Below are 20,836 nucleotides of genomic sequence, written 5' to 3'. Positions count from 1 at the left end.
GACGACGGCGGTGGCCAACGGCGATCTGTCGCAGAAGGTCACGGTGGACGTGGCCGGCGAGATGCTGGAGCTGAAGAACACCGTCAACACGATGGTCGACCAGCTGTCGGCCTTCGGTTCCGAGGTGACCCGGGTGGCCCGGGAGGTCGGCGTCGAGGGTCTGCTCGGCGGCCAGGCCGAGGTGCCGGGCGCGGCCGGGACGTGGAAGGACCTCACGGACTCGGTGAACACGGCCTTCCGCAACCTGACCGGTCAGGTGCGGGACATCGCGCAGGTGACGACGGCGGTGGCCAACGGCGATCTGTCGCAGAAGGTCACGGTGGACGTGGCCGGCGAGATGCTGGAGCTGAAGAACACCGTCAACACGATGGTGTCGCAGCTCTCGTCGTTCGCGGACCAGGTGACCCGGATGGCGCGGGACGTGGGCACCGAGGGCCGGCTGGGCGGTCAGGCGCGGGTGGACGGCGTCTCCGGGCGCTGGCGTGAGCTCACCGACTCGGTGAACTTCATGGCCGGCAACCTGACCTCGCAGGTGCGGCAGATCGCACAGGTGACGACGGCCGTGGCCCGGGGTGATCTGTCGCAGAAGATCGATGTGGACGCGCGGGGCGAGATCCTGGAGCTGAAGAACACCATCAACACGATGGTCGACCAGCTCTCGGCCTTCGCGGACCAGGTGACCCGGGTGGCCCGTGAGGTGGGCACCGACGGGCGGCTCGGCGGCCAGGCACAGGTGCCCGGTGTGGCCGGTGTGTGGCGCGACCTGACGGACTCGGTGAACGGCATGGCCGGGAACCTGACCACCCAGGTCCGTAACATCGCGCAGGTCGCCACGGCCGTGGCCCGGGGTGATCTGTCGCAGAAGATCGACGTGGACGCGCGCGGCGAGATCCTGGAGCTGAAGAACACCCTCAACACGATGGTGGACCAGCTGTCGAACTTCGCCGAGCAGGTGACCCGGGTGGCCCGTGAGGTGGGTACCGAGGGCATCCTGGGCGGTCAGGCCGAGGTGCAGGGCGTCTCGGGCACCTGGAAGGACCTCACCCAGTCGGTGAACTTCATGGCGAACAACCTCACCATCCAGGTGCGGAACATCGCCGAGGTCACGACGGCCGTCGCCAAGGGCGACCTGTCGAAGAAGATCACGGTCGACGCCCGGGGCGAGATCCTGGAGCTGGTGACGACGGTCAACACGATGGTCGACCAGCTGTCGAACTTCGCGGACGAGGTGACCCGGGTGGCCCGTGAGGTGGGCACCGAGGGCATCCTCGGCGGCCAGGCGCGGGTGCGTGGAGTCACCGGCACCTGGAAGGACCTCAGCGACAACGTCAACCTGATGGCCAACAACCTGACCAGTCAGGTGCGGAACATCTCGCGGGTCTCGGCGGCCGTCGCCAACGGCGACCTGACGAAGAAGGTGACGGTCGAGGCGCGCGGCGAGGTCGCCGAGCTGGCCGAGACCGTCAACACCATGGTGACGACCCTGTCGTCGTTCGCGGACGAGGTCACGCGCGTGGCCCGTGAGGTGGGCACCGAGGGCGAACTGGGCGGTCAGGCGCGGGTGCCGGGGGTCTCCGGCACCTGGAAGGACCTGACCGAGTCGGTGAACTCGATGGCCGACAACCTCACCGGTCAGGTGCGGCAGATCGCCGCCGTCACCACCGCCATCGCCAAGGGCGATCTCACCAAGAAGATCGACATCGACGCGCGCGGTGAGATCCAGGAGCTGAAGAACACCATCAACACGATGGTCGACCAGCTGTCGAATTTCGCCGAGGAGGTCACCCGCGTGGCCCGCGAGGTGGGCACCGACGGGCAGCTCGGCGGCCAGGCCCGCGTCCGGGACGTGGAGGGCACCTGGAGCGATCTCACCGAGTCCGTGAACGAGATGGCCGGGAACCTCACCCGTCAGGTGCGGGCCATCGCGGCCGTGGCCACCGCGGTGACCCGCGGCGACCTCAACGTCAAGATCGACGGTGTGGACGCGGCCGGCGAGATCCAGGCGCTCCAGGACAACATCAACACGATGATCTCCAACCTGCGGGACACCACCCTCGCCAACGACGAGCAGGACTGGCTCAAGAGCAACCTGGCCCGCATCTCCGGCCTCATGCAGGGCCGCCGGGACCTCGACGACGTCGCCTCGCTCATCATGAGTGAGCTGACGCCGGTGGTCTCGGCCCAGCACGGGGCCTTCTTCGTCGCCATGCCGACGGGCTCGGGCCACGGCGACGCCGAACTCGTCGGTGAGGGCGACGGCTCGTACGAGCTGCGGATGCGCGGGAGTTACGGATACTCCACCGGTTCCATGCCGACCTCGTTCCGGCCCGGGGAGACGCTCATCGGGACGGCCGCGGAGGAGAAGCGGACCATCCAGGTCAATGTGCCGCCGGGCTATCTGAAGATCTCCTCGGGGCTCGGGGAGGCCTCGCCCGCGCATGTGATCGTGCTGCCCGTCCTCTTCGAGGGCAAGGTCCTCGGGGTGATCGAGCTGGCCTCGTTCCAGCCGTTCACGCAGATTCAGCGGGACTTCCTCAACCAGATCGCCGAGCTGATCGCCACCACGGTCAACACCATCAGCGTCAACACCAAGACCGAGGTGCTGCTCCAGCAGTCGCAGGAGCTCACCGAGCAGCTCAAGGAGCGCTCGGCCGAGCTGGAGCACCGGCAGAAGGAGCTCCAGGGCTCCAACCTGGAGCTGGAGGAGAAGGCCGAGCTGCTCGCCCGGCAGAACCGCGACATCGAGGTGAAGAACACCGAGATCGAGGAGGCACGGCAGGTACTGGAGGAGCGGGCCGAGCAGCTCGCTGTCTCCATGCGCTACAAGTCCGAGTTCCTCGCCAACATGTCGCACGAGCTGCGCACCCCGCTCAACTCGCTGCTCATCCTGGCCAAGTTGCTCGCGGACAACGCCGAGACGAATCTGACGCCGAAGCAGGTCGAGTTCGCCGAGACCATCCACGGAGCCGGCTCCGACCTGCTCCAGCTGATCAACGACATCCTCGACCTGTCCAAGGTCGAGGCGGGCAAGATGGACGTCTCTCCGACCCGGATCGCGCTCGTCCAGCTCGTCGACTACGTGGAGGCGACCTTCCGGCCGCTGACGGCGGAGAAGGGGCTCGACTTCTCGGTGCGGGTCTCGCCCGAACTGCCGGCCACGCTCCACACCGACGAGCAGCGGCTGCTCCAGGTCCTTCGCAACCTGCTCTCCAACGCGGTGAAGTTCACCGACTCGGGCGCGGTGGAGCTGGTGATCCGGCCGGCCGGCACGGATGTTCCGCAGTCGATCCGCGAGCAGCTCCTGGAGGCCGGTTCGCTGCGTGACCCGGAGGCAGACCTCATCGCGTTCTCGGTCACGGACACCGGCATCGGGATCGCGGCGAGCAAGATGCGGGTCATCTTCGAGGCGTTCAAGCAGGCCGACGGCACGACCAGCCGGAAGTACGGCGGTACGGGGCTGGGACTCTCGATCAGCCGGGAGATCGCGCGGCTGCTCGGCGGCGAGATCTTCGCCGCGAGCGAGCCGGGCCGTGGGTCGACGTTCACGCTGTATCTGCCGCTGAGCCCGACGGAGCTGCCGTCGGGGTTCGGGCAGGGGGCGCAGGACACGGACGATCCGCAGCAGGGCGCCGAGGAGGGCACGGCCGGGGCCGTTCACGCGTTCCCGCACTTCCCGCCGCCGCCCGTACGGACAGAGGCGCGGTCCGGAGCCGGGGCGCTGTTCCGGCACCGGCGGAAGGCGGCGGCGGAGGCGACCGGGATGCGGACGGCGGTGCCGGGGCAGTCCGGCACGGAGGCCGGGGCGGGCCGGGTGGAGCCGGAGCTCGACGCCGAGCCGCGCCGGACCTTCAGCTTCTCCGGCGAGAAGGTGCTCATCGTCGACGACGACATCCGTAACGTCTTCGCGCTCACCAGCGTCCTGGAGCAGCACGGGCTCGCGGTGCTCTACGCGGAGAACGGGCGGGAGGGCATCGAGGTCCTGGAGCAGCACGACGATGTGACGATCGTCCTGATGGACATCATGATGCCCGAGATGGACGGATACGCGACGACGAACGCGATCCGCCGCATGCCCCAGTTCGCGGGTCTGCCGATCATCGCGCTGACGGCGAAGGCGATGAAGGGCGACCGGGAGAAGGCGATCGAGTCGGGAGCATCGGACTACGTGACCAAGCCGGTCGATCCCGATCACCTGTTGTCGGTGATGGAGCAGTGGATGCGGGGGGCGTGACTCCGGGCCGGGGGCTCGCGCGGAGCGCCGCGCGAGCCCCCGCGTCTTCGCTGACGGACTGTCGCCACACGGGTGTGAGAGGGCGGGATACGGGGAACCTTCTGGTCTCCCACCGCGTTTCAGGTATGTGCACAGTGACATCGCGGTGACAGGGTGTGGCGACGGGCGGGGTGCGGCTACGATGACCGGCACAAGGACGGACGGCGTTAGGGAGTCGTCTTCTGGGGCGGCGCCCGGTGCTTCTCCCGGTTCCGGGAACCGGGCAGAGCCGTTGCCGGGACGAGGAGGACGGGGCATGGTGCAGAAGGCCAAGATCCTCCTGGTCGATGACCGGCCGGAGAATCTGCTGGCGCTGGAGGCCATTCTCTCCGCGCTCGATCAGACGCTGGTGCGGGCATCGTCCGGGGAGGAAGCGCTCAAGGCGCTGTTGACGGACGACTTCGCGGTCATCCTGCTCGACGTCCAGATGCCGGGGATGGACGGTTTCGAGACCGCCGCGCACATCAAGCGGCGGGAGCGGACCCGGGACATCCCGATCATCTTCCTCACCGCCATCAACCACGGCCCCCACCACACCTTCCGGGGGTACGCGGCCGGCGCGGTCGACTACATCTCGAAGCCCTTCGACCCGTGGGTGCTGCGCGCCAAGGTCTCGGTCTTCGTCGAGCTGTACATGAAGAACTGCAAGCTGCGTGAGCAGGCAGCTCTGCTGCGGCTGCAGTTGGAGGGCGGCGAGGGCGGCCACGGCAAGGAGTCCGCCGGTCTTCTCGCCGAGCTCTCGGCCCGGCTCGCGGCCGTCGAGGAGCAGGCGGAGGCGCTGTCGAAGCAGCTCGACGACGATTCCGCCGACGCGGCGGCCGTCGCCACCGCCGCGCATCTCGAGCGCAAGCTCACCGGGCTTCGCCGGGCCCTGGACGCGCTGGAGCCGGGAACCGGCGCCGCGCCGACGCTGCCGGCCCAGGGCTGACGTACCGTCACCGGGACGTCGGGCCCCCGGCGCGGGCCGGTGTGAGGCGGCGTCAGCCCCGCGCCACCGCGAGGACGACACGAACGGGTGAGGCGGACAGCCGGTCCCCACACCGGTAACCTCGGCATCATGGCTTCACGTACGTCCGGCAAGGGTTCCCCGTCCACGGCGGGCACCGCAAAGCCGCGCGCCGGCCGTACGACGGGCGCCGCGAAGAAAGCGGCGCCCGCGAAGTCCCCCGCCAAGCCGCCCGCGAAGAAGGCACCGGCCAAGAAGGCCGCGCCCGCCAAGCGCGCGCCCGCGCGGAAGACGGCGGCGAAGAAGCCGGCGCCCCGGCCCGCGCCCTCTCCCACCGGCGGTGTCTACCGGCTCGCGCGCGGCGCCTGGCTGGGCCTCGCGCACGCGGTGGGCGCGATGTTCCGGGGGATAGGGCGTGGCGCCAAGGGCCTCGACCCGGCCCATCGCAAGGACGGGCTCGCGCTGCTCCTTCTCGCCCTCGCGCTGATCGTTGCCGCGGGCACCTGGTCCAACCTCCGCGGACCCGTCGGCGACCTCGTCGAGATGCTGGTGACCGGGTCGTTCGGCCGGCTCGATCTGCTCGTACCGCTGCTCATCGGAGCGATCGGCGTCCGCCTGATCCTCTATCCGGAGAGGCCCGAGGCCAACGGCCGGATCAGCATCGGTCTCTCCGCGCTCGTCATCGGCGTCCTCGGCCAGGTCCACATCGCCTGCGGTTCGCCGGGGCGCGGCGACGGCAGCGAGGCCATGCAGGACGCCGGCGGTCTGATCGGCTGGGCCGCGTCCCAGCCGCTCGTCTTCATGATGGGCGAGGTCCTCGCCGTACCGATGCTGGTGCTGCTCACCCTCTTCGGGCTGCTCGTCGTCACCGCCACCCCGGTCAACGCGATCCCGCAGCGGCTGCGCGCCCTCGGAGCCAGGCTCGGCATCGTCGAGCCCGCGTACGACCCGGCCGAGGCGCACGACGAGGACCACGACAGGTACGACGAGGAGTGGCGGGACGCCCGGCCGGCGCCCCGGCCCGCCCGGCGGCGGGGCTCCGGCCCGGCGGAGCCGTACGACGTGGACCGCGCCGAGGCGGAGATGCTGGAGCGGCGCGGCCGCGCGGCGCGCCGCCCCGCCGATCGGTCCGCCTTCGACTCCGGGCTCGACCCGGTGGACGTCGCGGCGGCGGCCGCCGCCGCGCTCGACGGCGCGGTGCTCAATGGCATGCCGCCGTCCCCGATCGTCGCCGACCTGACCAAGGACGTCACCGCGGAGCGCAAGGCCGCCGTGGCCGCCGCCGCGGAGGCCGCCGCCGAGGGTGCGGAAACCGGGGCCGTGGCCGCTCCCGTGCCGCCGGCCCGTGGAGGGGGCCAGCGGCCCGGCGGAGGCGTACCGGATCTGACCAGGCCCGCGCCCGAGCCGACCGATCTGCCGCCGCGGGCCGAGCAGCTCCAGCTGTCCGGCGACATCACCTACTCCCTGCCGTCGCTCGACCTCCTTGAGCGGGGCGGCCCGGGCAAGACGCGCAGCGCCGCCAACGACGCCGTGGTGGACGCGCTCACCAACGTCTTCACCGAGTTCAAGGTCGACGCGGCCGTCACCGGTTTCACGCGCGGGCCGACGGTCACGCGGTACGAGGTCGAGCTCGGCCCCGCCGTGAAGGTCGAGAAGATCACGGCCCTGACCAAGAACATCGCGTACGCCGTGGCCTCCCCGGACGTACGGATCATCTCGCCGATCCCCGGGAAGTCCGCGGTCGGCATCGAGATCCCGAACTCCGACCGGGAAATGGTGAACCTCGGCGACGTGCTGCGGCTCGCCGCTGCCGCCGAGGACGACCACCCGATGCTGGTGGCGCTCGGCAAGAACGTCGAGGGCGGCTACGAGATGGCCAACCTGGCGAAGATGCCGCACGTCCTGGTGGCCGGAGCCACCGGCTCCGGCAAGTCCTCGTGCATCAACTGCCTGATCACCTCGATCATGATAAGAGCGACCCCCGAGGACGTCCGGATGGTCCTGGTCGACCCCAAGCGGGTCGAGCTCACCGCGTACGAGGGCATCCCGCACCTGATCACGCCGATCATCACCAACCCCAAGCGAGCCGCCGAGGCCCTCCAGTGGGTGGTCAAGGAGATGGACCTCCGCTACGACGACCTGGCGGCCTTCGGCTACCGGCACATCGACGACTTCAACCAGGCGATCCGGGACGGCAAGATCAAGCTGCCCGAGGGCAGTGAGCGGGAGCTCAAGACGTACCCGTACCTGCTCGTCATCGTCGACGAGCTCGCCGACCTGATGATGGTGGCGCCCAGGGACGTCGAGGACTCGATCGTGCGCATCACACAGCTCGCGCGCGCCGCCGGCATCCACCTGGTGCTCGCCACCCAGCGGCCGTCCGTGGACGTCGTCACCGGTCTCATCAAGGCGAACGTGCCGTCCCGGCTCGCCTTCGCGACCTCCTCGCTCGCCGACAGCCGGGTCATCCTCGACCAGCCCGGCGCGGAGAAGCTCATCGGAAAGGGTGACGGTCTGTTCCTGCCGATGGGCGCCAACAAGCCCGTCCGCATGCAGGGCGCCTTCGTCACCGAGCACGAGGTCGCGGCCGTCGTGCAGCACTGCAAGGACCAGATGACCCCGGTCTTCCGGGAGGACGTCACCGTCGGCACCCGGCAGAAGAAGGAGATCGACGAGGACATCGGCGACGACCTCGATCTGCTCTGCCAGGCCGCCGAACTGGTCGTCTCCACCCAGTTCGGCTCCACGTCGATGCTCCAGCGGAAGCTGCGCGTCGGCTTCGCGAAGGCCGGCCGGCTGATGGACCTGATGGAGTCCCGGAACATCGTCGGGCCCAGCGAGGGTTCGAAGGCGCGGGACGTGCTCGTGAAGGCCGACGAGCTGGACGGGGTGCTCGCCGTCATCCGCGGGGAGTCGCTCTCGGGTGAGTAGCTCCGTGCCGTTCCGGCCGGTCCGGACGGAGTGGCAGCGGGGGAGCGGGGTACCCGATCGAGACCGGGCCGAGACTCACTCGTAAGGGAACGATGGGCAACCGTTTCCCCTGGCCGTACGTCAAGTTGGAGGGAGGGACAGAAGGATGTCCCAGCCTCATGGCGTACAAACAGCACCCGCCCGGTTGCCCCACCCTTTCGTACCACCCATAGACTGAACGTCCAGCAGGTGGCTACACGCTCGAAAGGCGCTCTCGTGTCCATCGGCAACTCCCCCGAAGACGACCGGATCTTCCCGGCAGACGACCGGGACTCGATCGGTCGCGCTCTCCAGCAGACCCGCATCGCCGCCGGTCTCACCGTCGAAGAGGTCAGTGCCTCCACCCGTGTCCGGATCCCGATCGTGCACGCGATCGAGGAGGACGACTTCTCGCGCTGCGGCGGCGACGTCTACGCCCGCGGGCACATCCGTACCCTCGCGCGCGCCGTCGGCCTCGATCCGGCTCCGCTGATCGAGCAGTACGACGCCGAGCACGGTGGCCGTCCCGCGCCCACCCCCGCCGCCCCGCTGTTCGAGGCGGAACGCATCCGCCCCGAGCCGCGCCGGCCCAACTGGACCGCCGCGATGGTCGCGGCCATCGTCGCCGTCGTCGGTTTCGTCGGCTTCACGATGTTCAACGGCAACGAGGCGCCGAAGGGCACCACCACCGCCGACGGCGGCCCGGCGCCCGCACCGGAGAAGGGCACCTCCGCCGCCAAGCCGAAGCCCGTCAAGCCCGTCCCCCCGAAGCCCACCGAGAGCGCCATCGCCGCCGTCCCGCAGGACAAGGTGACGGTGAAGCTCTCCGCGATCGACGGCAAGAGCTGGATCTCGGCCAAGGGCCACGACGGCAAGCTGCTCTTCGACGGACTCCTCCTCGAGGGCGAGTCCAAGACCTTCCAGGACGACGAGCGCATCGATCTGGTCCTCGGCAACGCCGGCGCGATCGAGCTCCACGTGAACGGCAAGAAGCTCCAGGACAAGTTCGAATCCGGCCAGGTGGAGCGGCTCACGTACACCAAGGGCGACCCCGAGGCCGGCTGAGCCCCGTGAGCCGGCCCCCGATGTGACCTCTGTCGCGCAGGTGAACCCTGCGCGACGGGGGAACGGCCGGGACGAAGTACCCTTGAGCCCATGCCCGAACGCCGTACCGTCGCCCTTGTCACTCTTGGCTGCGCCCGTAACGAGGTGGACTCGGAGGAGCTCGCAGGCCGCTTGGCAGCGGACGGCTGGGAGCTCGTCGAGAACGCCGAGGACGCGGACGTAGCCGTCGTCAACACCTGTGGATTCGTCGAGGCCGCCAAGAAGGACTCCGTCGACGCCCTGCTCGAAGCCAATGATCTGAAGGACCACGGCAAGACTCAGGCCGTGGTCGCCGTCGGCTGTATGGCCGAGCGGTACGGCAAGGAGCTCGCCGAAGCCCTCCCGGAGGCCGACGGCGTCCTCGGCTTCGACGACTACTCCGACATCTCCAACCGCCTCCAGACCATCCTCAACGGGGGCAGTGTCGAGGCCCACACTCCGCGTGACCGGCGCAAGCTGCTGCCGCTGTCGCCCGTGGAGCGCCAGGAGGCCGCCGCGGCCGTGGCCCTGCCGGGGCACGGCGCCGCCGCCGAGGCCCCCGTCGACGCGCCGGCCGACCTTCCCGACGGCCTCGCGCCCGCCTCCGGGCCGCGCGCCCCGCTCCGCCGCCGCCTGGACACCAGCCCCGTGGCCTCCGTGAAGCTGGCCTCCGGCTGTGACCGCCGCTGCTCCTTCTGCGCCATCCCCTCCTTCCGCGGCTCCTTCGTCTCGCGCCGTCCCTCGGACGTCCTCAACGAGACGCGCTGGCTCGCCGAGCAGGGGGTCAAGGAGGTCATGCTGGTCTCCGAGAACAACACCTCCTACGGCAAGGACCTCGGCGACATCCGGCTCCTGGAGAGCCTGCTGCCCGAGCTGGCCTCCGTGGACGGCATCGAGCGCGTCCGCGTCAGCTACCTCCAGCCCGCCGAGATGCGCCCCGGCCTGATCGACGTCCTCACGTCGACCGAGAAGGTCGTGCCGTACTTCGACCTGTCCTTCCAGCACAGCGCCCCCGACGTGCTGCGGGCCATGCGCCGCTTCGGCGACACCGACCGCTTCCTGGAGCTCCTGGAGACCATCCGCTCCAAGGCCCCGACGGCCGGTGCCCGCTCCAACTTCATCGTCGGCTTCCCCGGCGAGACCGAGGCGGACTTCGCCGAGCTGGAACGCTTCATCACCCACGCGCGGCTCGACGCCATCGGCGTCTTCGGCTACTCCGACGAGGACGGCACCGAGGCCGCCACGTACGAGCACAAGCTCGACCAGGACGTCATCGACAAGCGGCTCGCCCACCTCTCCCGGCTCGCCGAGGAGCTCACCGCGCAGCGCGCGGAGGAGCGGATCGGAGAGACCCTTGAGGTACTGGTCGAGTCCGTCGACGACGAGGACGGTGTGATCGGCCGCGCCGCCCACCAGGCCCCCGAGACCGACGGACAGGTGGTCCTCACCACGGCCGACGGCGAGAGCCCCGACCTGGCCCCGGGCCGTATGGTCAGGGCGAAGGTCGTCGGCACGGAAGGCGTCGACCTGGTGGCCGAGTGTCTTTTCGAGGAGGCGGGCAGATGACCGGAGTCCCGGCATCCGCGACGGGCGGGACCGGCAGGCCGGCGCCCCGCGGCAAGCTGGGCGCGGCGGCCGTCAACCAGGCCAGCCTGTGGAACATCGCCAACATCCTGACCATGATCCGGCTCGTGCTCGTGCCGGGCTTCGTGCTGCTGCTCCTCCAGGACGGCGGTCATGACCCCGCGTGGCGGGCCTGGGCGTGGGCGGCGTTCGCCGTCGCCATGATCACGGACGTCTTCGACGGGCACCTCGCCCGTACGTACAACCTGGTCACGGACTTCGGGAAGATCGCCGACCCGATCGCCGACAAGGCGATCATGGCGGCCGGCCTGATCTCCCTGTCCGTTCTCGGGGACCTGCCCTGGTGGGTCACCGGGGTCATCCTCGCCCGGGAACTGGGGATCACCCTGATGCGGTTCTGGGTGATCCGGCACGGGGTCATCCCGGCCAGCCGGGGCGGGAAGATCAAGACCCTCGCCCAGGGCACGGCGGTGGGCATGTACGTGCTGATGCTCACCGGGCCGCTGGCCACCCTGCGCTTCTGGGTGATGGCGGTGGCCGTCGTGCTGACGGTCGTCACCGGTCTGGACTACGTCCGTCAGGCGGTCGTGCTGCGACGCCAGGGGCTCGCGGAGGAGCGGGCGGCCGCGCGGTCGGAGACGGCGACGCGATGAGCGTGGCCGCCCGGGTGCTGGCGCTGCTCGCGGAGCGTGGTCAGACGCTGGCCGCCGCGGAGTCGCTCACGGGTGGTCTCGTGGCCGCCGAGCTGACCGGGGTGCCCGGGGCCTCGGCCTCCTTCCGCGGGGCCGTCACGGCCTACGCGACGCCTCTCAAGCAGGAGCTGCTCGGGGTCGACGGGGCCCTGCTCGCGGAGCGAGGGGCAGTGGATCCCGAGGTCGCGCTGCAGATGGCGGCCGGTGTACGGGACCGGCTCGGCGCCGACTGGGGGGTCTCGACGACCGGCGTCGCGGGGCCCGACCCGCAGGACGGGCAGGCCGTCGGAACCGTCTACGTGGCCGTCGCGGGACCGGTCGCGACCGGTGCCCGCGCCGGGAAAGTGGCCTCGTTGCGGTTGAACGGCAACCGGGCGGACATCCGTAGAGAGAGCGTACGGAGCGTGCTGGAACTGCTCCATGAGGAACTCTCGGGAAATGCGCGGGCACAGGATACGGAACACAACGGGGGGAATTGATGTTTGCAGCCCTGAGTGAACACGACATCGCTCCCCGCACGGCCGCAGCGCAAGGCGGTACGGTGGGGCGTGAAGGATGCGGCTACGCGGTCCGAGGAGGGAGCCACCGATGATTCTGCTCCGTCGCCTGCTGGGTGACGTGCTGCGTCGGCAGCGCCAGCGCCAGGGCCGTACTCTGCGCGAAGTCTCCTCGTCCGCCCGAGTCTCGCTCGGCTATCTCTCCGAGGTGGAGCGGGGGCAGAAGGAGGCATCCTCCGAGCTGCTCTCCGCGATCTGCGACGCGCTGGACGTACGGATGTCCGAGCTCATGCGTGAAGTGAGCGACGAACTGTCCCTGGCCGAACTGGCCGAGTCGGCGGCGGCGAGCGAACCGGTGCCCACACCGGTACGTCGCCCCATGCTCAATTCTGTTTCGGTGACGTCGGTGGCCGGTGTGCCCACCGAGCGGGTGACCATCAAGGCACCCGCGGAAGCTGTCGACGTCGTCGCTGCCTGAACCGAATCGGGAAGAAGCCCCGGTCGGTGCCCCTTGACGGGGTGCTGATCCGGGCTTTTCTCATTTCTGCCCGTATATGAGGTGGATTTGTTTGAGATGCCGGGTTCCGGTCAGGCGTGCCATGGTGGGGGAACCGTTCGACCGAGGATGGAGATTCCGCATGTCTGTCGTGAAGAGCCCGCTGTCCGAGTCCGATCTCAAGACGGTCGGCAACGCGCTCCAGGGGGCGCTGGTCGACCTGGTCGACCTCGCCCTGGTCGCCAAGCAGGTCCACTGGAACGTCGTCGGGCCGCGCTTCCGCTCCGTCCACCTCCAGTTGGACGAGGTGGTGGACACTGCCCGGGCGCACTCCGACACCGTGGCCGAGCGCGCTTCCGCTCTCGGCGTCAACCCGGACGGACGCTCGGCGACCGTGGCCTCGTCCAGCGCGATCGGAACAGTGCCCGAAGGCTGGATCAAGGACGAGAAGGCGGTGCAGATCCTCGTCGCCGCGCTCGGGGCCGTCATCACCCGGATGCGGGAACGCATCAGCGCGACCGCCGACCCGGACCCCGTCAGCCAGGACATCCTGATCGCCGTGACCGGCGAACTCGAGAAGCATGCCTGGATGTTCACCGCGGAGAGCGTCTGAGGGCGTGGGTGTGAGGGCCCTGCCGGTGTGGGCGGGGGTGGCCGTCCCTGGCGGAGCGATACGTACGGTGTGCGCCGGGTCTGCCCCCGGTGCGCTCTCCCGCAGGGTGATCCTGCCGGTCTAGCGTCGACCGCAGGAGGCGGCCATGGTACGGCGACGGATACCGCCGGTGACGCTCGCGCTCATCGCGATCGGGCTGGCGGCCGGGGGACTCTGGTGGTGGGCGGTGCTGCGCCTGGTGCTGGTGCCGGGAGAGGCCGGTCCGGTCGAGGGGGCGGTCGCCGCCGGAGGCTGGGGCCTGAGCCTGCTGCCGGTGCATGTGGCCGCCTCGTCGGGGCGGCCGGGACTGGTGGTCCGGCGCGTCACCAGGGCATCGCGACACCGCCGTTGGGGCGCAGGATCTGGCCCGTCGTGAACGCGGAGGCGCCCGAGGCGAGATGGAGGACGGCATGCGCGATGTCCTCGGCCTCCCCCACCCGTCCCAGGGGTGAGTGACGGATCATCGCCGCCTCCGCCTGCTGCTGGGCGGCCGGCTCGTGGCGGTCCGTCATGGGGGTGCGGATCCAGCCCGGGGCGACCGCGTTCACCCGGATGCCGTACCGGCCCGCCTCCGTCGCCAGGGTCTTCGTCAGCTGGACGACGGCCGCCTTGGTGACGCTGTAGCAGAGCAGGCCGGGGCTCGCGGTGTCCATCGCCCCCGAGGCCATCGTCACGATCGAGCCCGGGATGCCGGCGGCGATCATCGAGCGGGCCGCCTCCTGGCAGGCGTACAGGACGCCTTTGAAGTTGACGGCGAGGACCCGGTCGAGGTCCTCGTCACGGGTCTCCAGGACCGGACTCGTGTGCATGATCCCGGCGATCGCGGCCATGACGTGGAGAGGGCCCGCCGCGCGGACGGCGGTGGCGAGGGCGGTCCGGTCCGTGACGTCGAGGACGTGCGAGTGTGCGGTGCCGTCCTCGTGGGTGATGAGGGCCGCGGTCTCCTCGACGCCCTGCCCGTCCCGGTCCGCGCAGTGCGTCGTGGCGCCGGCCTGGGCGAGGAGAACGGCCGTCGCGCGGCCGATGCCGCTGCCGGCGCCGGTGACGAACGCGGTGCGGCCCGTGAGGTCGTACGCCGAGAGGGTCGTCATGTCCGGACCGTACGGGTGGAACTGACGGGCCGTCAATTAGTGGGGGAGTGCTTCCCGTTCGTTGTCAGGGCCCCGTTGGCACCCGGCGCACCAGTACGTGACCCGGTCACCGAGCTCCGCCTTGCGGATCGGGGCGCCGCAGCGCAGACAGGGGCGGCCCTCACGGCCGTAGACGTGCAGCGGCGTGCCGGGGTGACGCGCTGTGGTCGTACGCCGGCCGGGGCGGTCCTTGTTCGCCTCCAGGAGGCGGTGCGCGGTCGCCACCAGGCGGGCGGGGACTCCGGGGGCGAGGTCACCGACGGGCAGCCAGGGGGTGACGCCGGCGAGGAAGGCGAGCTCCGACTTGTACACGTTGCCGATGCCGGCCAGGTTCCGCTGGTCGAGCAGGGCCTCGCCGAGCGTCCTCGCGGGGTCGGCGGTGAGCCGGCGTACGGCCTCCTCCGGGTCCCAGTCGGGGCCGAGCAGATCAGGGCCGAGGTGGCCCACCACGCCGGGCTCGTCGTCGGTGCGGATCAGTTCGAGGACCGGGAGCCGGTAGCCGTACGCGGTGGACTCCTCGTTGCCGAGGATCGCCCGGATCTGATGGTCGGGGCCGCCGCGCGGGCGCTCACCGGTGGCGTACACCCGCCAGGCGCCGTCCATCCGCAGATGCGAGTGGAGGGTGAGACCGCCCTCGATCCGGGCGAGCAGGTGCTTGCCGCGGGGGGTGACGTCGAGGAGCGTGCGGCCGGTGAGGTCGGCGGTGGCGAAGCGGGGCACGCGGAGATCCGCGCGGGTGAGTACCCGCCCGGCGAGTGCGGAGTGCAGGAGATGGGCGGCCTGCCAGATGGTGTCTCCTTCGGGCACGGATCCAGTGTGGGGGGTGAGGGGGCTTGTTGCCGGGTGGGGGGCCGGGCCGGGCGGTTGTCGCCGTGGGGGTCAGGCGCGGAGACGGAGGCCTCTTGGGGTGGCCAGGAAGCCCGCTGATTCCAGGGGGCGGGACAAGGGGGACGTCAGGGCAGTCGTGCCGTTGACGCGCTCCACCGTGACCGTGCCCAGGGTGCCCGCGCGGGCCGACGCCGCCAGCGCTTCGGCCGCCGCCTTCAGGGCCGGGTCGTCCGGGTCCGACGGCCAGGACAGGAGCGTCTTGCCGCCGCGCTCCATGTAGAGCGTGAGCTCGCCGTCGACGAGGACCACCAGCGCGCCCGCCTTGCGCCCCGGTTTGTGTCCGGCACCGGTCGGCGGCTCGGGCCAGGACAGGGCCGCCCCGTACGCGTTCGCCGGATCGGCCGCCGCCAGGACCAGCGCGCGCGGGCCGGTCGCCGCCTCCACGCCCCGGTCGCGGGCGGTCGCGGCGGCCCGCAGCCGGTCCACCGCGCCGTCCATCGCGAACTGGGCCGCGCCCAGGCCCTCCACGACATAGCCGCGGCGTGCCTGGCCGCTGTCCTCGAAGGCGGCCAGGATTCGGTACGTGGCCGAGAAACCGCCCTCCACTCCCTCGGCGGCCACCGCGCCCCGGGTGACCACCCCGTGCCGGTCGAGGAGGGTACGGGCCAGCGCGTGTGCCCGGTGCGTCGGCTCCGGTTCGAGCGGGGGCAGCAGCGACCAGCGGCCGGAGACCGTGGGCGGGCCCGTACGGGAGACGGGGCGGGCGGCCCCCGTCAGCGTGCCGTACCGGCCGCGCGGGACCGTGCGCCGCGCCCGGTGGGCGGTGGATCCCGCCGTACGGCCCGAGCCGAGGAGCGAGCGCAGCGGCGCCAGGGTGTCGTTGGTCAGCCTGCCCGACCAGGCGAGCTCCCAGACGGCGTCGGCGAGCTGCGGGTCCGTCGCGTCCGGGTACGTGGTGGCCCGGATCTGGTCGGCGATCTGGCGGAAGAACAGGCCGTAGCCCCCGGAGAGGGCCGTGAGCACCGACTCGTGCAGCGCCGACAGCTCCAGCGGATGCGGCGGCGGAAGGAGCAGCGGCGCCGCGTCCGCGAGGTACAGCGAGACCCAGCCGTCCTTGCCGGGCAGCGAGCCCGCGCCCGCCCAGACCACCTCACCGGTGGTCGTCAGCTCGTCGAGGATCCCCGGGGCGTAGTCCCGGACCCGCGACGGCAGGATCAGTTTCTCCAGGGCCGACGCGGGGACGGGCGCGCCCTGGAGCTGCTCGATCGCGCGGGCGAGGCCGTCGATGCCGCGCAGGCTGCTGCCGCCCAGGTGCTGCCACTGCGGAAGGAAGGTGGCGAGCGCCGCCGGGGGCACCGGCTCCAGCTCCTGGCGCAGAGCGGCGAGGGAACGGCGGCGCAGTCGGCGCAGGACCGTGGCGTCGCACCACTCCTGGCCGATGCCGGAGGGATGGAACTCGCCCTGGACGACCCGGCCGGAGGCGGCCAGCCGCTGGAGCGCCCCGTCGGTGACGGCCGCGCCCAGACCGAGGCGGGCGGCGGCCTGGGAGGAGGTGAAGGGGCCGTGCGTGCGCGCGTACCGCGCGAGGAGGTCGCCCAGGGGGTCCTTGACGGGCTCCGTGAAGGCCTCGGGCACGCCGACCGGCAGGGCGGTGCCCAGGGCGTCCCTGAGCCGGCCCGCGTCCTCGATCGCCGCCCAGTGCTCCCGGCCGCCGATCCGCACCCGGATCGCACGGCGCGCGCTCCCGAGCTCGGCCGCCCAGCCGGCCTCCGCGCCGCGCTCGACCAGCTCGGCGTCGGTGAGCGGACCCAGGACCCGCAGCAGGTCGGCGACCCCCTCCACGTCCTTGATCCGCCGGTCCTCCGTCAGCCACTGGAGCTCCCGCTCCAGCTCGGCGAGGACGTCGGCGTCCAGCAGTTCACGCAGCTCCGCCTGGCCGAGGAGCTCGGCGAGCAGCCGGGAGTCCAGGGAGAGCGCGGCCGCCCGCCGCTCGGCGAGCGGGGAGTCGCCCTCGTACAGGAACTGCGCCACGTAACCGAAGAGCAGGGAGCGGGCGAAGGGGGACGGTTCGGTGGTGGTGACCTCGACCAGGCGGATCCGGCGGGACTCGATGTCTCCCATCAGCTCCGTCAGGCCCGGGAGGTCGAAGACGTCCTGGAGGCACTCGCGGACGGCTTCCAGGACGATCGGGAACGAGCCGAACTCGCTCGCCACCTGCAGGAGCTGGGACGCGCGCTGCCGCTGCTGCCACAGCGGGGTGCGCTTGCCGGGGTTCCGCTTGGGCAGCAGCAGGGCGCGCGCGGCGCACTCGCGGAAGCGGGAGGCGAACAGGGCGGAGCCGCCCACCTGGTCGGTGACGATCTGCCCGATCTCGCCCTTGTCGAACAGGGCGTCGGCGGCGCCGACGGGCGCCTTGTCGGCGTCGTACGTGGTGTCGAGGTGCCGGCCGGGGTCGACCGGTTCGTGGTCGAGGAGGTCGAGGCCCATGTCCAGGCCCATCAGGTCGGCGTCCGGGAGGCGCAGCACGATGCCGTCGTCGGCGTGCATCACCTGCGCGTCCATGCCGTACCGCTCGGCGAGCCGCGCGCCGAGGGCCAGCGCCCACGGGGCGTGCACCTGCGCACCGAACGGGGAGTGGATGACGACCCGCCAGTCCCCGAGCTCGTCACGGAAACGCTCGACCAGGATCGTCCGGTCGTCCGGCACGTGACCGCAGGCCTCGCGCTGCTCCTTGAGGTACGCCAGGACGTTGTCCGCGGCCCAGGCGTCCAGGCCCGCGGCGAGCAGCCGCAGCCGCGCGTCGTCGTCCGCGAGGGCGCCGACCTCACGGAGGAACGCGCCCACCGCGCGCCCCAGTTCGAGCGGCCTGCCCAGCTGGTCGCCCTTCCAGAACGGCAGCCTGCCCGGCACGCCGGGGGCGGGGGAGACGAGCACCCGGTCCCGGGTGATGTCCTCGATCCGCCAGGAGGTGGTGCCCAGCGTGAACACGTCGCCGACCCGCGACTCGTAGACCATCTCCTCGTCGAGCTCTCCGACCCTGCCCCCGCCCTTCTTGGGGTCCGAGCCGGCGAGGAACACCCCGAACAGGCCCCGGTCGGGGATCGTGCCGCCCGAGGTGACGGCGAGCCGCTGCGCACCCGGCCGCCCCGTGACGGTGCCGGCGACCCGGTCCCAGACCACGCGCGGGCGCAGTTCCGCGAAGGCGTCCGACGGGTAGCGGCCGGCGAGCATGTCGAGCACGCCCGTGAACGCCGACTCGGGCAGCGAGGCGAAGGGCGCCGCCCGGCGCACCAGGGCGAGGAGGTCGTCCACCTGCCAGGTGTCGAGCGCGACGGTGGCGACCAGCTGCTGCGCGAGGACGTCCAGCGGATTGGCGGGGATCCGCATCGACTCGATCGCGCCCGAACGCATCCGCTCGGTGACCACCGCCGCCTGCACCAGATCCCCCCGGTACTTGGGGAAGACCACGCCCGTCGACACCGCGCCCACCTGGTGGCCGGCGCGGCCCACGCGCTGGAGCCCGGAGGCCACCGACGGCGGCGACTCGACCTGCACGACGAGGTCCACCGCGCCCATGTCGATGCCCAGCTCCAGACTGGAGGTGGCGACCACGGCGGGCAGCCGGCCCGCCTTCAGATCCTCCTCCACCTGGGCGCGCTGCTCCTTCGACACCGAGCCGTGGTGGGCGCGGGCGAGCAGCGCCGGGGCACCCTGCGCCGACCCCGACTGGGCCATGATCTCGGCCGGGGAGGCCGTGTCGGGGAGGGGCTCGCCGGTCGCCCGCTCGTACGCGATCTCGTTGAGCCGGTTGCAGAGGCGCTCGGCGAGACGCCGGGAGTTGGCGAAGACGATCGTGGAGCGGTGGGCCTGGACGAGATCGGCGATCCGCTCCTCGACGTGCGGCCAGATCGACGGTTTGTCGCCGCCGTCCTTGCCCTCGGAGGCGGGTGAGCCGCCCAGCTCGCCCATGTCCTCGACGGGGACGACGACGGAGAGGTCGAACTCCTTCCCCGACGGCGGCTGGACGATCTCCACGGCACGCCCCGGCGACAGATAGCGGGCCACCTCGTCCACCGGGCGGACCGTGGCGGAAAGGCCGATCCTGCGCGCGGGGCGGGGCAGCAGCTCGTCGAGCCGCTCCAGGGACAGGGCCAGGTGGGCGCCCCGCTTCGTGCTCGCGACCGCGTGGACCTCGTCCAGGATGACCGTCTCGATGCCCGCGAGGGCCTCGCGGGCGGCGGAGGTCAGCATCAGGAACAGCGACTCGGGCGTGGTGATCAGGATGTCCGGCGGCCGGGTCGCGAGCGACCGGCGCTCTGCGGCCGGGGTGTCGCCGGACCGGATGCCGACCCGCACGTCCGGCTCGGGCAGTCCGAGCCGCACCGACTCCTGCCGGATACCGGTCAGCGGCGAGCGCAGGTTCCGCTCGACGTCCACGGCGAGCGCCTTCAGCGGCGACACGTACAGCACGCGGCAGCGCTTCTTGGGCTCGGCCGGCGGTGGCGAGGAGGCCAGCCGGTCCAGGGAGGCGAGGAAGGCGGCCAGTGTCTTGCCCGAGCCGGTCGGGGCGACGACGAGGACGTCCGAGCCCGCGCCGATGGCCTGCCAGGCGCCCTCCTGCGCCGCCGTGGGCGCGGTGAAGGCCCCGGTGAACCAACCACGGGTCGCGGGGGAGAACGAGTCGAGCGCTGACCTGACCATGCCCCCCATCGTGCACCCGGCCACTGACAACGGCAGGGACCTGGGGATATTCGGACGCTCCACGGCGGCTGTGGGGCCCTGTCGCAGAATGGAGGCATGACGAGCGGGGAGCGGGCACGGTACTGGCAGTACGCCGAGCTGCCCGGGGTCGACCTGCTGCACGCCCACTACGTCCGCAAGGCCTTCGCCCGCCACACCCACGAGACCTTCGTCTTCGCCGCGATCACCGAGGGCGTCGAGGCCTTCCACTACCGCGACGAGCTCGTCCACGCGGGCCCCGGACAGATCGCCCTGGTCAACCCCGACACCCCGCACACCGGCCACGCGGGCGTGCCCGAGGGCTGGACGTACCGGACGATCTACCCGGACGCGGAGATCGTCCGCTCCATCGCCGCCGACACCCTCGCCCTGCGCGGCTCGGTCGGCTTCACCGCGCCCGTCGTCGACGACCCGTACGCCGCCAGGCTCGTCGTCGGCGTCCACCGGGCCGCCGAGGAGGGCAACGCGCTCGCGGCCGACAGTCTGCTCCGGCTGGTCACGGCCCGCATGCTGCGCAGTCACGGCGGGATCGTCGCCCCGCTGCCGCCGCGCTCGGCGGGCGCCCGGAACGCGGCACGCGCGCGTGCCGTCCTGGAGGACCGCTTGGTCGACCCGCCGACCCTGGAGCGGCTCGCCGGCGACCTCGGCACCAGCCCCTTCGCCCTCCTCCGGGCTTTCAGGGACGCGTACGGGATGCCCCCGCACACCTGGCTCACCGACGCGCGCGTACGGCGGGCCAGAAGGCTCCTCGACGCCGGCACGCCCCCGGCGGAGGCGGCCGCCGTCGTCGGCTTCACCGACCAGTCCCATCTCAACCGGCATTTCACCCGCAGTGTCGGGGTGCCGCCGGGGGCGTACCAGCGCGGGCGACGCTAGGGGGTGTCTTGTCGATCGGGGCGGACGCCGCGAGCCCCGCCGGGTAGGAAACACACCCCCGGGGGGACGGCGGGGCAAGACACTAAAAGCACC

14 protein-coding genes are annotated in these 20,836 nt (G+C 71.6%); 11 read left to right on the top strand and 3 right to left on the bottom strand.

Annotation, left to right across the window (positions count from 1 at the left end):
• The 10 genes from ACFVYX_RS13780 to ACFVYX_RS13735 form a co-directional block, all read left to right on the top strand.
• A partial coding sequence (locus ACFVYX_RS13780) for a HAMP domain-containing protein (protein ID WP_389681531.1) occupies positions 1-4,231 on the top strand: 4,231 nt, incomplete at its 5' end.
• Between the two features lie 295 nt (positions 4,232-4,526).
• Positions 4,527-5,198: a two-component system response regulator gene (locus ACFVYX_RS13775; RefSeq protein ID WP_030694290.1), complete on the top strand. Its 672-nt coding sequence runs from the start codon at positions 4,527-4,529 to the stop codon at positions 5,196-5,198.
• A gap of 129 nt (positions 5,199-5,327) precedes the next feature.
• Positions 5,328-8,147 (top strand): DNA translocase FtsK, encoded by a 2,820-nt coding sequence (locus tag ACFVYX_RS13770; protein ID WP_389681530.1) that lies wholly within the window; start codon positions 5,328-5,330, stop codon positions 8,145-8,147.
• Positions 8,148-8,402: 255 nt separating this feature from the next.
• The gene (locus tag ACFVYX_RS13765) at positions 8,403-9,230 is read left to right on the top strand and encodes a helix-turn-helix domain-containing protein (RefSeq protein WP_389681529.1); all 828 of its coding nucleotides are present in this window, start codon (positions 8,403-8,405) and stop codon (positions 9,228-9,230) included.
• 90 nt (positions 9,231-9,320) lie between these two features.
• Positions 9,321-10,814, top strand: coding sequence for a 30S ribosomal protein S12 methylthiotransferase RimO (gene rimO, locus ACFVYX_RS13760; RefSeq protein WP_389681528.1), 1,494 nt, complete (start codon positions 9,321-9,323; stop codon positions 10,812-10,814).
• Positions 10,811-11,485, top strand: a complete 675-nt coding sequence (gene pgsA, locus ACFVYX_RS13755; protein WP_389681527.1) for a CDP-diacylglycerol--glycerol-3-phosphate 3-phosphatidyltransferase — start codon at positions 10,811-10,813, stop codon at positions 11,483-11,485. Before rimO ends, pgsA begins: the two co-directional genes overlap by 4 nt.
• The gene (locus tag ACFVYX_RS13750) at positions 11,482-12,003 is read left to right on the top strand and encodes a CinA family protein (protein ID WP_389681526.1); all 522 of its coding nucleotides are present in this window, start codon (positions 11,482-11,484) and stop codon (positions 12,001-12,003) included. Before pgsA ends, ACFVYX_RS13750 begins: the two co-directional genes overlap by 4 nt.
• 109 nt (positions 12,004-12,112) lie before the next feature.
• Complete coding sequence (locus tag ACFVYX_RS13745; RefSeq protein ID WP_030694284.1) at positions 12,113-12,499, top strand: helix-turn-helix domain-containing protein; 387 nt, start codon at positions 12,113-12,115, stop codon at positions 12,497-12,499.
• A gap of 160 nt (positions 12,500-12,659) precedes the next feature.
• The gene (locus ACFVYX_RS13740; RefSeq protein WP_389681525.1) at positions 12,660-13,130 is read left to right on the top strand and encodes a Dps family protein; all 471 of its coding nucleotides are present in this window, start codon (positions 12,660-12,662) and stop codon (positions 13,128-13,130) included.
• A 145-nt stretch (positions 13,131-13,275) separates the two neighbouring features.
• Entirely contained in the window at positions 13,276-13,545 is a 270-nt protein-coding gene (locus tag ACFVYX_RS13735; protein WP_389681524.1) for a hypothetical protein, read from the top strand.
• Here the strand turns inward: ACFVYX_RS13735 and ACFVYX_RS13730 are convergent.
• The 3 genes from ACFVYX_RS13730 to ACFVYX_RS13720 form a co-directional block, all read right to left on the bottom strand.
• The gene (locus tag ACFVYX_RS13730) at positions 13,493-14,260 is read right to left on the bottom strand and encodes an SDR family NAD(P)-dependent oxidoreductase (protein ID WP_389681523.1); all 768 of its coding nucleotides are present in this window, start codon (positions 14,258-14,260) and stop codon (positions 13,493-13,495) included. The two genes, ACFVYX_RS13735 and ACFVYX_RS13730, sit on opposite strands and share 53 nt — an antisense overlap.
• A gap of 36 nt (positions 14,261-14,296) precedes the next feature.
• Positions 14,297-15,106: a DNA-formamidopyrimidine glycosylase family protein gene (locus ACFVYX_RS13725; RefSeq protein ID WP_389681522.1), complete on the bottom strand. Its 810-nt coding sequence runs from the start codon at positions 15,104-15,106 to the stop codon at positions 14,297-14,299.
• Positions 15,107-15,178: 72 nt separating this feature from the next.
• Entirely contained in the window at positions 15,179-19,828 is a 4,650-nt protein-coding gene (locus ACFVYX_RS13720) for a DEAD/DEAH box helicase (RefSeq protein ID WP_389681521.1), read from the bottom strand.
• A gap of 96 nt (positions 19,829-19,924) precedes the next feature.
• Between ACFVYX_RS13720 and ACFVYX_RS13715 the strand changes: the two genes are divergently transcribed.
• Positions 19,925-20,743 carry an AraC family transcriptional regulator gene (locus ACFVYX_RS13715; RefSeq protein ID WP_389681520.1) on the top strand — a complete coding sequence of 273 codons (819 nt, stop codon included), beginning with the start codon at positions 19,925-19,927 and terminating at the stop codon, positions 20,741-20,743.
• Positions 20,744-20,836: the final 93 nt, after the last annotated feature.

It is taken from the genome of Streptomyces sp. NPDC058326 (genome assembly GCF_042879855.1).
Taxonomy (GTDB): Bacteria; Actinomycetota; Actinomycetes; order Streptomycetales; family Streptomycetaceae; genus Streptomyces.
Note: the sequence above shows the minus strand (reverse complement) of the source record. Positions and strands in the feature narration are given on the sequence as shown.